Origin of the sequence: Streptomyces sp. F001, assembly GCF_004187715.1 — a bacterium.
Classification (GTDB): Bacteria; Actinomycetota; Actinomycetes; order Streptomycetales; family Streptomycetaceae; genus Streptomyces; species Streptomyces flavusporus.
The window spans coordinates 17,889-32,802 of the sequence record NZ_QZWF01000042.1 but is presented as its reverse complement, the minus strand read 5'-3'; the positions used below and the strand labels follow the sequence as shown (position 1 = coordinate 32,802).

Below are 14,914 nucleotides of genomic sequence, written 5' to 3'. Positions count from 1 at the left end.
TGCGCACTTCAGTTGGCCATTGAGCGCTGCAGTGGTCCGGCCCAGCGCCGAGTGGCGGGGAAGTCGCGGCCTGAGCAACCCACCGACCGGCACCGACGGAACGGGTGACGGCAGTGTTGCCGTCACCATCCGATGCCAAGCCGCCTGCACCAATGCACTCAACAAGGCGAGACGTATCGTCTTGCCAATCCGGTCATCGTGTCGTACCGTCCTTCGCATGGGTTCCCTGTGAGATAGCCGGCGCCGACCGCGTAGAGCACCGCTCCGCCGTCGCCGCGCCCCGCCGTGCAGCCATCCACCCCGATCCGGCCCGGGCTGAAACCCGCGGCCAGGAGGGACCCGATCTTGCACACCTCACAACTCACCCTTCACCACGTCACCAAGCGCTATCCCGGCCGCACCGTCCTCGACCAGGTCTCCTTCACGCTGAAGCCGGGCGAGAAGGCCGGGCTCATCGGCGACAACGGCTCCGGCAAGTCCACCCTCCTCCGCCTCATCGCAGGTCAGGAGCGCCCGGACAGCGGCGAGTTGACCGTGACCGCCGCCGACGGCATCGGCTATCTGCCACAGACCATCCCCCTGCCCCCGACCGCCACCGTCCAGGACGCCGTCGACCTGGCCCTTGCGGACCTGCGCGCCCTGGAGGCGGAGCTGCGCCGGGCCGAGCAGGCGCTCGGCGACGGCGCGGACCCGGCGGCACTCGCCGCGTACGCCGTGCTCCTCGAGCGCTATGAGGCCCGGAGCGGCTACGACGCCGACCACCGGGTGGACATCGCCCTGCACCACCTCGGCCTGCCCGCCCTCCGCCGTGAGCGCCGACTCGGCACTCTCTCCGGCGGCGAGCGCTCCCGTCTTGCCCTGGCCGGCGTCCTCGCCGGCCGCCCGGAGCTGCTGCTTCTGGACGAGCCGACGAACGACCTGGACGATCAGGCCGTCCAGTGGCTGGAGGCGCAACTGCGGGCGCACCCCGGCACGGTGCTCGCGGTCACCCACGACCGCGTCTTCCTGGAGCGCCTGACCACCACGGTCCTGGAGGCCGAGGCGGGAAAGGTCATCCGCTACGGCGACGGCTACGCCGGCTACCGCACGGCGAAGGCGGCGGAGCGCCGCCGCCGGCTCCAGGAGTACGAGGAATGGCGGGACGAACTGGCCCGCAACGAGCGGCTGGCCGCCGGCCACACCGTCCGCCTCGACGCCATCCCGCGCAAGGCGCCGCTGGCCAACTTCGGCCACGGCGGCTTCCGCGCCCGCGGCCGGGCGCACGGCGCGATGGCCCGTATCCGCAACGCCCGCGAGCGGGTCGAGCGGCTGACGGCGAACCCGGTGGCACCGCCACCGGATCCGCTGGCCTTCAGGGCGCGGATCGGGACGGCAGGGGAATTCGCGGGGGAAGGCGCCGAGACCGCTTCCGCGGAGCTCCCCGCCGTACAGCTGTCGGACGTACGCGTAGGAGACCGCCTCCACCTGGGCTCCCTCACCCTCGGCCGCGGCGGCCGGCTCCTGGTCACCGGCCCCAACGGCGTCGGCAAGACCACGCTGATGCGGCTGCTCGCCGGCGAGCTGCGGCCGGACGCGGGCTCGGTGCACGTGCCGGGCCGGGTGGGCCATCTGCGCCAGGACGAGACGCCGTGGCCGCCGGGCCTGACGGTGGCCGAGGCGTTCGCGCTGGGCCGCGCGGGCTCCGCCGACGAACACGCAGATGCCCTGCTTGCCCTCGGCCTCTTCCGCCCGGCGGAGCTGCACTTGCGCATGGGCGAGCTGTCGTACGGCCAGCGCCGCCGCGTGGATCTGGCGCGACTGGTCTCGGAGCCCGCCGACCTCCTGCTGCTCGACGAGCCGACCAACCACCTGTCACCGGCGCTGGTCGAGGAACTGGAGAAGGCGCTGACCGGGTACTCGGGGGCGATCGTGCTGGTCACCCACGATCGCGCCCTACGGACGCGGTTCCAGGGCGGGCATCTGGAACTGCCGGAGACAGCGAGAATCCGGTTGGGGTGACAGTCGGCCATGCCCTACCGACTGCCGCCCCCGTCGGCTCCCCGACCATGGGGGCGGCAGTCGACTCAATCCGACCCGGCATCCAGTCGGCTTCATCGAAACCGACATCAGCTACCCGAATCGATCGCTGTCCTCCGGCCAGCTGTGACGCTCAGAATGGCTTCCCGATGGAGAAGTCAAGCCGTGTCGACCAACTCGCCCAAGCAGGCTGGATGTTCGCCATGGTCAACCGCGCCGGGGACAGCGAATCGCTGGACCACCCGGAGCGGTTCCCTGGCTCCAGGGGCTCTCGGTCGGCCTTCTGAGGAATCGGGCGCGGCGGGGAGGCCGGTGTCCCGGAGCCCGGCGCGCTCGATGACGTTCCGGGTGATGTTCCGCTCAGCCGTAGTGCCGGTCACCTGTTGCAGGAGTTCGCCGAGGAGCAGGTAGTTGGTGTTGGAGTACACCCCCGGAGTGCCGCCTGGGGCGCCGACGGCAGGTGCGGTGACCCCCATCTCGATCAGTTCGGTGGGGTGAAACCGCGTGAACCGGTTGTCGTCCAGGCTCTGGGGCCCGGTGTCCGCGAGGGCGGGGAACGCCTTGAGGGAGGGGTAGGTGTAAGGGAGGTACTCGGCGAGGCCGCTGGTGTGGTTGATCAACATCCGGACCGTGATCGCGTCACCGCGTTCTCCGGGAACCAGCCTCGGAAGATACCGGCCGATCGGCGTGTCGAGACCGATCCGACCGCTCTCGACCTGCTGCAGAACCGCGGCGGCGGTGAAGGTCTTGGTGATGCTGCCGACGCGGTGCCGCATACCGGCAGTGACGGGGCGACCGGTGGCGACATCGGCGACCCCGGCGGCGCCGCGCCAGACCTGGTCGCCGTCACGCACCTCGGCGAACAGGCCCGGCATCCCGGCGCGGTGGACGTTTTCAATGGCGGCGTTCAGCTCCGCGGGATCCAGCGGGTTCCTCACGACATGCGTCCTTTCGCATTCCCCGGGGTGAGCTCCACGCCGGCCGCCTGACCCGATTCCTCCAGCCTCTACCGGCACTTCCGCAGCAAGACCGAACTGCTGCGCGCGGTCGCCGACCGGATCCTCCTGGCCGCCATGGACGGCTACCGCCCCGAGGGCGACTGGAAGCAGCGCATCACGGCCCTGGCCTTGCGCGTGAGAGAGGCCTTCGGTCAGCAGCCCCAGCTCGCCGCGGTCTGGGGACGCTACGCGTCAAGCGGCACCGGTTCCCGGCTGGTCATGGAAGAGGTTCTGCAGGCTCTGCGCGCGTCGGGACTGCCCGACGAGGAGATCCCGGCGCGCTACCACCGGATCGCGGTCCTCATCGCCGCGTTGATCGCCTCCGAGGCCGGGGTCAGCACCGTCACCCCCGGAGAGTACGAACAGGGCATGGAGCTGTTTCGCGTCGCGGTACTCGGCGCCGACCCCGAACGCTTCCCGGCCCTGGCCCACTTCGCCCGCGACGTCCGCCCCCTCGGGGCGGACCGCCACGCTGCGTTCCAAGAGATCCTCGCCGCCCAACTCGCCCGCATCGAGGCCGCAATCCGCCCGAGCTAGCTGTACCCGGCCACAACGTTGGTCGCATCGTTGGGGTAGGGCGAGATTCACGGACTCGGCTTGACCCTCACGTTGCGGGAGGCTGCAGGGTGGTGTGCATGAGCGACTACTACAACGCGTTCGAGATGAGTCCCGTGCCCGCTCCCGGCCCGGATGCGGTTCCGCCGGAGCCGTTCCGCGGCATCTATGGAATGCCTGCGTTCGTGACCATCCCCACGAGCGATCTGGCGGCGTCGGTGGACTTCTGGAGTCGCGGGCTCGGGTTCTTCGAGCTGTTCAGCATCCCTGGCACGCTTGTGCATCTGCGCCGCTGGGCGTTTCAGGACGTACTCCTCGTCTCGGCGGAGAGCGTTCCGGAGCAGCCACCGGCGATGAGCTTCAGTTTCGCGTGCGTGCTGAGCCAGGTCGATTCCCTTGTCGAGGCCTGTCGTGCGATACGCCCGGACTGGGTCGACGGCCCACGGGATACGCCCTGGAACACCCGCGATGTAGAGGTGATCACCCCCGAGAACGCACGAATCGTCTTCACCGCGGCGAAGCCCTTTGACCCGGCCGGTCAGGAGGCGCGGAACCTTGAAGCCATCGGAATCACCGCACCGGGCGTCGGTCGCGGCGACAATGAGAAGCATGCCTGATGCCACTGACGCCGATGGCCTGACCGTCGGTCAGGTCTCGACAGGTCTGGGCGTGACAGTCCGCGCGCTGCACCACTGGGACGAGATCGGTCTGGCTCGACCGTCACTGCGCACGGCTGCCGGATACCGGCTCTACACCGCCGCTGATCTGGAACGCCTGCACCGCATCGTCGTCTACCGTGAGCTCGGTCTCGGCCTGGACAGGATCCGGGCCATCCTGGACGACTCGACCGCAGACGTGCCCGACGCATTGCGCACGCAGCGCAAACAGGTTGCCGAACGAATCGACCGCCTCCAGCAACTCAGCGCCGGACTGGACCGGATGATCGACGCCCACGAGCGCGGCCTGCTGCTGACCGTCGAACAGCAGGCCGCGATCTTCGGCCCCCAGTGGAACCCGGACGGGCCCGCCCAAGCCCGTCAGCACTACGGAGACACGACGCAATGGCGGCAGTACGCCGAACGATCGGCCTCTCGCGATCCGGAGGAATGGCAGGCCATCACCGACGCCATGGCCGACTTCGAACGCGCCCTCGGGGATGCGATGGACGCCGGCGTCACACCCGGTAGCCCGGAAGCGAATCAACTCGTCGAGCGGCACCGCGAACTTTTCGCTTCGTACTTTCCCCTCACCAGGCAGATGCAGGTCTGTCTCGGCCGCAAGTACGAGGCCGATCCGGGATTCGCTGCCCACTACGACGGCATCCGCGCCGGCCTTGCCACGTGGTTCCGTCGAATCATCGACGCCAGCGCGCGCGCCCACAACATCGACCCCGATACCGCGACCTGGCAGTAGAGCGCGGGCCCGGAAGCCTGCACCCGTGGGAGCGTCCGACGCCTTCACGAACCCGGAGGTTCTCCTGACTCACAAACGCCCGCCTGACCCCTCGCGGAAGGCGGCTGCGGTCGACCGGTTCCATGCGGCCCAGTTGCCCACCGGACGCGTCGTCGCCGTGATCTCCGGCGGCGACCTCGACCGGCTATGCGGCGAGTGTCGCCAGTGTCTGCTCGGGTGCGGTGAGGATCGAGAAGTGGCCTTGGCCGGGATGGATGTGAAGGCGTGCGCCCGGTATCGCCGCGGCGAAGCGGCGGGCGTGCTGGAGCGGGACGGTGGTGTCGGCGTCCCCGTGGTGGATCGACGTGGGCACCCTGATCGACTCGAGGTCGAAACCCCAGGGCCGGGTCAGCACGCGCAGATCCTGCCCGACTCCCCCGCTGCCGCGCTGGAACGCGCGCAGGTAGTTGGTCAGGAACGCCGCGCGCGCGTCCGACCGGGCCAGGGCACGCCGGTCGGACGCGGGCATCTCACTGGCCGCCAGGCGAAGGAACAGCCCTGGTGCCCGGCGCGCCAGCGTGGCCAGGCTGCCCAGAAACCAGCCACCGAAGGCCGGAGCATGCCGGGCGATCTGCAAGGCCGCGCGCTGCCCGGCTGCCATCCCGCCGGTGGGCCAGGCAGGCGGGCCAAGGGGCGCGATGAGCAGCAGGCTACGGACGCGGTCAGGCAACTCGGACGCGCAGGCAGCCGCGAACGCCCCGCCGCCCGAGACGCCGAGCAGCGCCACCGAGCCGACATCCAACGCATCCAGGACCAGGCCGACTTCCGCAGCCCAGTCCACGACCCGCGACAGGCGACAGGCGTCGGTGCCGCCGATGCCGGGGCGATCCGGGGCGATGAAGCGCAGTCCGAGCGCGTGGGCCGCGCCCGCGAAGCCGTACGCGGCCAGCCGGGAGTCGGCCAACCCGTGGCAGAACAGCACCGCAGACGCGTCCGGCTCCCCCACCACCTCGACCGCGATCACCCCGCCATCGGCTCGACGCAGCTCCACCCTCATATCGTCTCCCGTGACCTTGACCCGAGAGCTGCCTGAGCAGCCTTCCAAAGGTTCCGCCGACAGCCGGCTGGGAACCAGGGGACTGATCCCGAGGGCCGCGGCGGTCAGAAGCCTCAGAAGCCGACCCGATGATGCTCCTCGACAACGCCTGGACCAGCCCCTGGATCCCCGACAGTTACGCGCAGGACTTCTGGAAACACGCTTGACTTCCTCAGGTACTGACATCGGTCAGCGGTCAGCTCCACCCCCACCACAACCTCGCCCACCAGAGCGCCCGGCGCGAAGACCACACCACCGCGGCCCGCATCATCAACCACACCCATACCCGCGCCCAATACCCTGCCACCCGCAGTCTGCTCCAACCGCGCCTCGCCCGCACCCTCGCCGCACGAGGCGACCGAAGTGAACGACGCACTGTGCTGCGCGCCCTCGCCGCGGCCGAGAAACACCTCACCGACGCCGACACCGACCGGCCCGCCCGGTGCACTGGGTGTCCGAGACCGATCTCGCGGTGGACTCCGCCCAGACCCTCCTGGACCCCGACGACGGTGACGCGGTGGACACGCCCGACCTCGTGGACCTCACACCAGCTGAAATCCGTCGTCTGCCGGCAGTTGAGCCCCGCCGCCATCCTGCATCCGGCGACCACACAGTGAGCTGGTCCCGCTGGAGGCGCCGCCACCAAGCACGAGCCCGGCGCTGTCATTACATGCGGGGCGGGCACACGTTCGCGGGACGGCCCCGGCAAGACCGTCCCGCGACCGCCACACACCCGCTACACTCCCCGCTGCCAGGCCGTTGAACAGGGAAAATCCAGAAGTCCGGCTGGAGTATCAAGCGCGTGCCCATCGAAGGTTGGCTGCCCCGAAGAATGGCCTTCTCGGAGCGCGCGAAGATCAGGCATTCCACCACTCATCGGTGGCGCAGCCGACTTCGTAGTGCCACCACCCATCCTCTTGTCCTTGGGCCAGGAGCGCCTTGATCCCGTGGAAGTCGCCACCGGCCGGTGCGGTGAAGGCCACCATCGGGAAGTCTTCACTGAAGGCCTCGCCACCGAGCCCGAACCTCGAAAGATGCTGATGAACTGCCTGAGGGCTGTGCCCCAGCGGGCCGGAGCGAACAGGCACAACGCGAATCGTGCAGTTGCCGGAGGCGCTGACCCGCCCCACGGCCCAGTGGAGCCCTTCCGAGTCGGTCTGGAACCGCACAACGTCACCCTCAGCCACCCCGTCCTGAAGAAAGGGGACGTTCTGCACGCGAGCCGTGTCAGCGCTGAGCCTCGTAGCCCATAGACCCTCGGTGTCCTGCGGGAACCACCCCTCGCGAGGAACAAACCGGAACCAGATCTTGATCTTCTCGACCGTGCTCTCCATGACGGGCATCATGCGCCACCCGCCAAAGGCACGTCGCATCGGGGCCTGAGCTGGGCGATCAACCTTCACTGTCACAAGAGAACCAGTAGACCAGCCTCCGATGGCATGTGCTCAAGGTTCGCCGTCACCGGACACCCGTCAGCAAGACCATGATCTACAGCTTGAGTATCAGGGAGGGTGGCAAGGCCAGGGCTCCGACCGTGTGAAAGGCGAGAAGCGCGGCGCGCCAGATGTTCGGCATGCCGTGGAAGACATTCGAGCCGGTGTCGTTGATGGCGTGTTCGGTATGTGGAGATTCACCGGTGCTGACCGACGGGACGTGCCCTGGGGGCACCGACAACTGCGATCCTGGAGCCGATGCGAGCGGACGCGCCCGCGGGGAAGTTCACGGCCCGCAGGACGCCACTGGCAGGTGAGGTGATCACGGTGTTGCCCAGAGCCGAGGAGACCTCAAGTAGAGGCTCGCCCACGGTGACCTTCTCTCCCACCTGTTTGTGCCAGCAGATCACGGTCGCCTTCCTGACGTCGGCTGACTCACCCGGGAGTGCCGGCAGGGCCATGGGTGTGCCGTAATCCGGTTCAGCCCTCAGCGCGTGTGCCTGGACCGACCGGAGGGGTTGCGGTCGCCCGGTGTCCGGCGCACGCTCCTTGCCGGGCGTGGGTGGTCGGGGGGCGGCTTCGATGGTCAGGGCCTTGGTCTCCGCCACCTGCTGGACGATCATCGCGGTGACGTCCGTCGGAAGCCTCAGCGCGCTGGTGCCGATGCGCGCGGCACAGTGTTCCAGGATTTCGGAAACGCCGGGCCGGTCGTCCGGCTCCTTGGCCAGGCCCGCCTCGACCAGCGGGGTAAGGTCCGGGGGAAAGCCGGAGAGGTCGGGCTCGCCGTGGACAACACGATAGACGACGGCCTCGGCCGGGCCGTCACCGAAGGGGCCGCGCCCGGTAGCGGCGTATGCCAGCACGGCCGCGAGGCAGAACACATCGCTGGCCGCAGTGGCCTCTCGGCCCCGGAGCTGCTCGGGGGACATGAAGGCCGGGGTGCCGATCACGCCCGTGTGGGTGAGGTGGGAGGTGGCGTCCAGCGCGCGAGCGATACCGAAGTCGATGACGCGAGGTCCGTCATCGGCGAGGATCACGTTTCCGGGCTTGAGGTCGCGGTGCACCACATCGCATGCGTGGATCGCGGCAAGCCCCTCGGCGAGGCCCGCCCCGAGCCAAGCGACCATGTCAGCGGGCAGCGGGCCGCACCGGACGACTGCTTCCTGCAGAGTCGGGCCGGGGATGTAGGACGTGACCAGCCACGGCGGGTCAGCTTCGGTGTCCGCATCCACCACCTGCGCGGTGTAGAAGCCGCCGACGCGCCGGGCTGCCTCGACCTCCTGGGCGAACCGCCGGCGGAACAGCGCCTCTTGGGCGAGCTCCGGTCGCACCAGCTTCACCGCGACCGTCCGGCCGCCACGGGAGCATCCCAGGAACACCTGTCCCATCCCCCCGCCGCCCAGGCGAGCCAGCAGACGGTACGGCCCGGCCTCGCGTGGATCAGCGGGCAGCAGAGGTCTCACCATGTTGTTCCCCCGTTGATATGACGAGTTGTCCGGGATGCTTCCAGCAACAGTCCTGGCTGTGAAGCAGCGCGATCCAGCTGCCTCGTCCGGCACGATATTGACGACCTCGTCCAGACGGGGGCGCTTCGCGGAATCACGTAGCTCGGCCGCCAAACCGCCGCGCTGCAGTACCGCATGACAGAGGCTTACCGCGACGGCTGCCATCTGCCACTACAACCACTGAACGTCACCAATGCTCGTGATCGCCCGGATTTGCTCGGACAGTGCTCATGATCTGCCAACAGTGCTCACGGAATCGCGGATCCTACAGTCAGCCGGCAGCGTGCCTACCGGCTCGCACTCGCCCACGTGAAGGCCGGCGGCGTCCTGCCCGCCGGGACGGGCGAGGTGATCGTGCAGGGCGAGGACCTGGGCGGGTGGATTGCAGGGCAGCGGGTCAGGTGGGACAAGCTCGTTCCTGCGCGGCAGTACCTGCTGGAGACTCTCGGAGCAGAGCTCGCAGATGAGGACGCGCAGCCGGCTCGCCGCTCGCAGAGCGCGGCGTGGGAACGGAACGTGGCGGCAGCCCGCCAGTTCCACGACCGCGAAGGGCATCTGACCGTGCCGCGCAAACACGTGGAGACCGTGGAGGGGGAGCCGATCAGGCTCGGGTCGTTTCTGGACAACAGCCGCCGCGCGGCGAGACTCAGCCCGCAACGACGCGCCGATCTCGATGCCCTCCGCATGCGCTGGTAGCCGTCCAGCGCGTGACGTCGCACGAGGCGGCATCGTCGAGGCCGGGCTGCACCTGCGCGGTGCCGTCATCATTCACCGAGAACCGCACCGGCCTTTCGTCGGCGATGGCGGTGCTGATGCTGACGATCGTCGCCGTGGTGTCGTCGCTGGCACTGCGGATCCTCAAGCGCAGGGAGGTCGACCTGTGAGACGGAGCCTGCAGATGCTGGTGACGCTGACCGTCACCGCCGCCTTCTTCCTCCCGCTCTACCTGGTCCTGACCAACGTCTTCAAGCCGGGCCCGGACATCACCGCCTCGCCGGCCTCGCTCCCGCTGCCACCGACGCTGGACAACCTCACGGCCGCGCTCACCCGTCCCGACCGGCTCTTCTGGAACGGCCTGCTCAACAGCGTCACCGTGACGCTGCTGTCCATCGTCGTGCTCACCGTCGCCTCGGCGATGCTCGGGCACTACGTGGCCCGGTCGACGGGCCGCTTCGGCAGGATCGCGCTTCTCGTCCTGCTCGCGGGGCTGATGATCCCGCCGCAGGTGATCCTGGTTCCGGTGACCGAGGTGCTCGGCCTCGCCGGGCTCATGGGCACGATCGGCGGCCTGGTGCTCTTCAACGTCGGCTACTACGTGCCGTTCGGGGTCTTCGTCTTCTCCGCCTTCGTGCGCACCATCCCCGTCGAACTGGAGGAGGCCGCGGCGATGGACGGCTCGGGCCGGTTCGGCACCTTCTGGCGTGTGGTGTTCCCGCTGCTGCGGCCGGCCACCGCGAGCGTGCTGATCTTCCTCGGGGTGTGGATCTGGAACGACTTCCTCAACCCTCTGATCATTCTCGGCCCGGCCGGCGGCACCACGGTGACCGTGGGCGTCTACCGCTCGCTCGGGCAGTTCCAGCGGGACTTCGGCTCCATGTTCGGCCTGATGTTCATGGCCACACTGCCGGTCCTCGTCTTCTATCTCGCACTGCAGAAGCACTTCGTGAAGGGCCTCACCGGGGGAGCCGTCAAGGGATGACTCGGATGACCACCGCCATGGACAGCCGCGGCACAGCCTCGCCGCACGCCAATCTGCACAGCCACCCCGGCACCCCGCTGGACCGCCCGGTACGGATCGCCGTCGTCGGCGCCGGTGCCCGCGGCGCCGCGTACGCCGGACTCGCCGCGCAGTGGCCGGAGAAGGCCGAGATCGCCGCCGTCGCCGACGCCCGGCCCACGGTCCGCGCCCGCTTCGCGGCCCGGCACTCCATCCCCGCCGACCGTGTCTTCACGGACTGGCGGGAGCTGGCCGCCCACGGCCGGCTCGCGGACGCGGTGATCGTGGCCACGCTGGACGCGGATCATCTGGCGCCCGCGCGGACCTTCGCCGAGCAGGGCTACGACATCCTCCTGGAGAAGCCGATCGCGCCGACGGAGGCCGAGTCCACCGCCATCGGCGAGGTCGCCGCCCGCACCGGAGCGGTGATCGCGGTCTGCCACGTGATGCGGTACACCCGCTACACCGAGCAACTCCGCGCGCTCCTGCCTCAGATCGGCGACATCGTGAGCGTCGAGCATCTGGAACCGGTCGGTGCCTACCACTTCGCGCACTCCTTCGTCCGCGGCAACTGGCGCCGCACCGACGAAACCGCCTTCTCCCTGCTGACCAAGTCCTGCCACGACATCGACTGGCTCGGCCATGTCATCGGCCGCCGTGTGCTGCGCACCTCTTCCTTCGGCGGGCTCGCCCACTTCCGCCCAGAGAACCGGCCCGCCGAGGCCACCGACCGCTGTCTGGACTGCCCATTGCAGAACCTCTGCCCCTATTCGGCGACCACCCTGTACCGCGACGGACTCCGTGAGGGCGGCACCAAGCAGTACTTCACCCGCGTCATGACCGCAGGCGACCTCACGGAAGAGGCGGTGACCCGCGCGCTGGCCGAGGGACCGTACGGGCGGTGCGTCTACGCGTGCGACAACGACGTCGCCGACCACCAGGTGGTGAGCCTGGAGTACGAGGGCGGCGTCACTGCCTCGTTCACCATGACCGCATTCACCCCGCTGGAGAACCGGCACACGAAGTTCTTCGGCACCCGTGGCCAACTCACCGGTGACGGCCGTCACTTGCATCTGTACGACTTCCGCACCGAACGCACCACCACCGTCGACACCTCCCTCGACGGCTCCTCGGCCGCCGAGGGGCACGCGGGCGGCGACGAGAACCTGATCCGCTGCTTCGTCGACGCCCTGCACCAGGGGCGGCCGGAGCTGATCCGCTCCCGGGTCGAGGACAGCGTGGAGGGGCATCGGGTGGTGTTCGCCGCCGAACGGGCCCGGCTGACCGGGACCGTCGTCACGCTCTGAGGCGCCGGTGCGGCGGCGGCTCAGGCTGCCGCACGGCGCATGTCATGCCCATGATCACCCATGTCTGGAGGACGTACGCCCATGAAAGTCAACCGCCGGGCCCGCGCCGGGCTCGCGTTCACCCTGGTCACGGTGGCCCTCACGGCCACGCCCGCCTCGGCAGTCGACCGGCACGCACCGAGCCGGGGACAGAACTGGGCCGAGCTGAGTTCTTTGCTTGCCCAGGCCGACGACGCCTACACCGCTCCCCCGGCCCTCAACACCGTGGAGTCCACCGGCTACACCGCCGGCCTGCTGCTCGGCAACGGAGATCTCGCGGTCACCTCCGACGCCCGGGATCACGCCCAGACGTACTACGTTGCCAAGTCGGACTTCTGGCACGCCTCCAACGGGCAGGGCCAGTTCGGCCGGATCAGCATCAGCAGCCCCACCGACGCGAAGGCGAGTGCCACCGCCAAGGACACGCTTGAGTGCACCGCGTCCTGCGTCATCGACGGCAATCCGGAGACCCGCTGGGTGTCCAAGTCCAACGCAAGCGCCGACGACCCGCAGTGGGTCACCGTCGACCTCGGCACCGCCCGCACCGTGGACCGCTGGGTGGTCCGGCACAATGGCCACCAGGGCCGCGCCGACAACTACCAGAAACTCAACACCCGTGGCTTCACCCTCCAGAAGAGCGACAACGGCACCGACTGGTCGGACATCGACACGGTCACCGGGAACACCGCCGAACTGACCGACCGCACGGTCCCGGCCTTCACCGCCCGCTACGTCCGCCTGAGAATCGCCGGCGCGGTACGCGACCCGGCCGACCCGAACCAGAAGGCGTATCTCCGCGACCTCCAGCTCTTCCACGGCAGCACCGACGTACTGGCCGGCTCCGGGGACGACCCGGCGTACCGGCAGTTCCAGGACATCGCCAAGGCCGAGGTGCGCGGCACGCAGACGGTCGGCGGCAAGGTCCTGCACACCCGCAGCTGGCTCGCGGACGGCGAGAATCTGCTGGTCACCGAGGTGCGTACGGACGAGGACGCCGGAGTCGTCCCGATCCGGATCGACCTCAGCGCCCCGAACGGGACCGCCGGAACCTCAGGCGACGGCCAGGTCTGGGTGAACCGCGCCACCGGCACCGACACCGCAACCGGCTGGGTCTCCAAGGCCGCCGCCTCCACCAAGGTGCTCGGCGCCGAGGGACAGGTCACCGCCGGCACCCCGACAGCGAACACCGCTCGCCTCGCCTTCGACCTGACGCCCGGCCGCACGGTCCGCCTGGTCACCTCCGTGCACGGCAACGGCACGTACAGCAACACGACCGCGCTGCAAACCGTCACCGACCGGGCCGTGGAGCGCGCCGCCACCGTCGACCGGGCCGGCATCGAGCGTGCGCACCGCAACCACCTGGACCGGTGGAGGACGTTCTGGCTGAAGTCGTACCTGGACACCGGCGACAAGACCCTCAACAAGTTCTACTACGGCGGCCTGTACGCGGTAGCCGCCGCCAACCACGCCGGCTTCCTGCCCGGCGGCACCTACTCACCCTGGCGCACCGCGGAGAGCGCGAACCTCGGCAACCGCTACTTCCTCAACTACAACACCGAGTCGCAGTACTACGGCGTCTACTCTGCCAACCGGCCCGAACTGGCCCAGCCGTACTACCGCGTGATCGAGGCCGAGGTCCCCTGGCAGCGCAACCGCACCCGCGCCGCCGGTTACCGGGGGCTCTCCTTCCAGCGCTCCATCTCACCGTTCAACACCACCCGGCCCGCCCCCGCCGAGGACCCGATCGCCCCGGTCAAGAACTACCAGAAGCTGCCGAGCGACCAGCAGACCAACGCCACCTTCGCGGTGCTGCCCTTCCTCATGGACTACGAGTACACGGGTGACATCGAGTTCTTCCGTGAGACGACGTACCCGCTCCTGAAGGAACTCGGCGCGTTCTGGCTGGACTTCATCGAGAAGGACGCCGCGACCGGCAAGTACGTCATCCGGCACAGCGCGGTCAACGAGGGCGGTGACGACGTCAACTCCGTCTACGACCTGGGCTATCTGCGCCGGGTCCTGACCGCCCTGATCGACGGCAGCAAAACTCTCGGTGTGGACGCGGAGATGCGGCCCAGGTGGCAGGAGGTCCTGGACAATCTGACGCCGTATCCGACGGGGGTGCGCGACGGTCTGGACGTCATCCTGCTCGCCTCCGAGATCAACAACCCCATCAAGGGCAATGACCTGCTCAACAAGAACGACCAGCCGATCAACCTGGAGGGTGTCGTCCACCCCAGCGACAACCTCGCGATCGGCGGCGACCCGGAGCTGCTGCGGCTCGCCCGCAACACCCTGGAGTGGGTCGATCCGTTCCGGCCGGGCTCGCGCGGCTCGTCCGGGAACGGCTTCCCGAAGACCTTCACCATCGCGGCGCGGGTCGGCTGGGACCCCGAGGACCTGATCGCCAAGTTCCGGACGGTGATCGGGAACCTGTGGCGGCCCAACCACACGGTGCGTCAGTTCGGCGGCGCGCAGGAGACGTCCGGGGCGATCGAAACAATCAACTCGATGATGCTGCAGACGTATCAGGGCACGACCCGGGTCTTCCCCTCCTGGCCGGCCGAGCGCGACGCAAAGTTCGTGCGGCTGCGTGCGAAGGGCGCCTTCCTGCTCTCCGCCGAGCAGAAGTCCGGCATGGTCCGGCACATCGACGTCACCAGCGACAAGGGCGATCGGTTCACGCTGGTCAGCCCCTGGGGTGAGCAGCGCGTCAGAGTGGTCGACGAGCGCGGCAGGACCGTGCGGTACCAGGCCGACGGCGACAAGGTCTCGTTCCCGACCACGGCCGGGACGACGTACCGCATCACCGCCTCGAACCACGGAAGGAGGTGACACAGCGCTCCTGAGCACAGT

The 14,914-nt window shown here is 69.1% G+C and carries 12 protein-coding genes and 1 pseudogene; 9 read left to right on the top strand and 4 right to left on the bottom strand.

The window, feature by feature from the left end:
* Positions 1–345 precede the first annotated feature (345 nt).
* Positions 346–1,998: a TlrC/CarA/OleB/SrmB family ABC-F type ribosomal protection protein gene (locus StrepF001_RS41000; protein WP_129803164.1), complete on the top strand. Its 1,653-nt coding sequence runs from the start codon at positions 346–348 to the stop codon at positions 1,996–1,998.
* Between the two features lie 176 nt (positions 1,999–2,174).
* Here the strand turns inward: StrepF001_RS41000 and StrepF001_RS40995 are convergent, their stop codons facing one another.
* Positions 2,175–2,954, bottom strand: coding sequence for a beta-lactamase family protein (locus StrepF001_RS40995; RefSeq protein ID WP_240797935.1), 780 nt, complete (start codon positions 2,952–2,954; stop codon positions 2,175–2,177).
* A gap of 54 nt (positions 2,955–3,008) precedes the next feature.
* Between StrepF001_RS40995 and StrepF001_RS40990 the strand changes: the two are divergent.
* The 3 genes and pseudogenes from StrepF001_RS40990 to StrepF001_RS40980 all read left to right on the top strand — a co-directional run.
* Positions 3,009–3,551 (top strand): annotated as a pseudogene (locus StrepF001_RS40990) (TetR/AcrR family transcriptional regulator C-terminal domain-containing protein); the annotation flags it as partial.
* A gap of 98 nt (positions 3,552–3,649) precedes the next feature.
* Positions 3,650–4,186 (top strand): VOC family protein, encoded by a 537-nt coding sequence (locus StrepF001_RS40985; protein WP_129803163.1) that lies wholly within the window; start codon positions 3,650–3,652, stop codon positions 4,184–4,186.
* A complete protein-coding gene (locus tag StrepF001_RS40980) occupies positions 4,179–4,982 on the top strand; it encodes a MerR family transcriptional regulator (protein WP_129803176.1) in 804 nt (267 codons plus the stop codon). The genes StrepF001_RS40985 and StrepF001_RS40980 overlap by 8 nt, the downstream gene beginning before the upstream one ends.
* Positions 4,983–5,166: 184 nt before the next feature.
* On the opposite strand, the gene StrepF001_RS40975 is transcribed toward StrepF001_RS40980, so the two are convergent.
* The 3 genes from StrepF001_RS40975 to StrepF001_RS40960 form a co-directional block, all read right to left on the bottom strand.
* On the bottom strand, positions 5,167–6,012 hold the full coding sequence (locus StrepF001_RS40975) for an alpha/beta fold hydrolase (protein WP_165396540.1): 846 nt from the start codon (positions 6,010–6,012) through the stop codon (positions 5,167–5,169).
* A 902-nt stretch (positions 6,013–6,914) separates the two neighbouring features.
* Entirely contained in the window at positions 6,915–7,391 is a 477-nt protein-coding gene (locus StrepF001_RS40965; RefSeq protein WP_346657013.1) for a DUF4265 domain-containing protein, read from the bottom strand.
* A gap of 296 nt (positions 7,392–7,687) precedes the next feature.
* Positions 7,688–8,956: a protein kinase gene (locus StrepF001_RS40960; RefSeq protein ID WP_129803160.1), complete on the bottom strand. Its 1,269-nt coding sequence runs from the start codon at positions 8,954–8,956 to the stop codon at positions 7,688–7,690.
* A 348-nt stretch (positions 8,957–9,304) separates the two neighbouring features.
* Between StrepF001_RS40960 and StrepF001_RS40955 the strand changes: the two genes are divergently transcribed.
* The 5 genes from StrepF001_RS40955 (at position 9,305) to StrepF001_RS40935 (ending at position 14,893) form a co-directional block, all read left to right on the top strand.
* Positions 9,305–9,691, top strand: coding sequence for a helicase associated domain-containing protein (locus StrepF001_RS40955; RefSeq protein ID WP_240797934.1), 387 nt, complete (start codon positions 9,305–9,307; stop codon positions 9,689–9,691).
* Between the two features lie 11 nt (positions 9,692–9,702).
* Positions 9,703–9,879: a sugar ABC transporter permease gene (locus tag StrepF001_RS40950; protein WP_129803158.1), complete on the top strand. Its 177-nt coding sequence runs from the start codon at positions 9,703–9,705 to the stop codon at positions 9,877–9,879.
* A gap of 14 nt (positions 9,880–9,893) precedes the next feature.
* Entirely contained in the window at positions 9,894–10,694 is an 801-nt protein-coding gene (locus tag StrepF001_RS40945; RefSeq protein WP_129803175.1) for a carbohydrate ABC transporter permease, read from the top strand.
* 5 nt (positions 10,695–10,699) lie between these two features.
* A complete protein-coding gene (locus StrepF001_RS40940; RefSeq protein WP_240797933.1) occupies positions 10,700–12,019 on the top strand; it encodes a Gfo/Idh/MocA family oxidoreductase in 1,320 nt (439 codons plus the stop codon).
* Positions 12,020–12,100: 81 nt separating this feature from the next.
* Positions 12,101–14,893, top strand: coding sequence for a discoidin domain-containing protein (locus StrepF001_RS40935; protein WP_165396539.1), 2,793 nt, complete (start codon positions 12,101–12,103; stop codon positions 14,891–14,893).
* Positions 14,894–14,914: the final 21 nt, after the last annotated feature.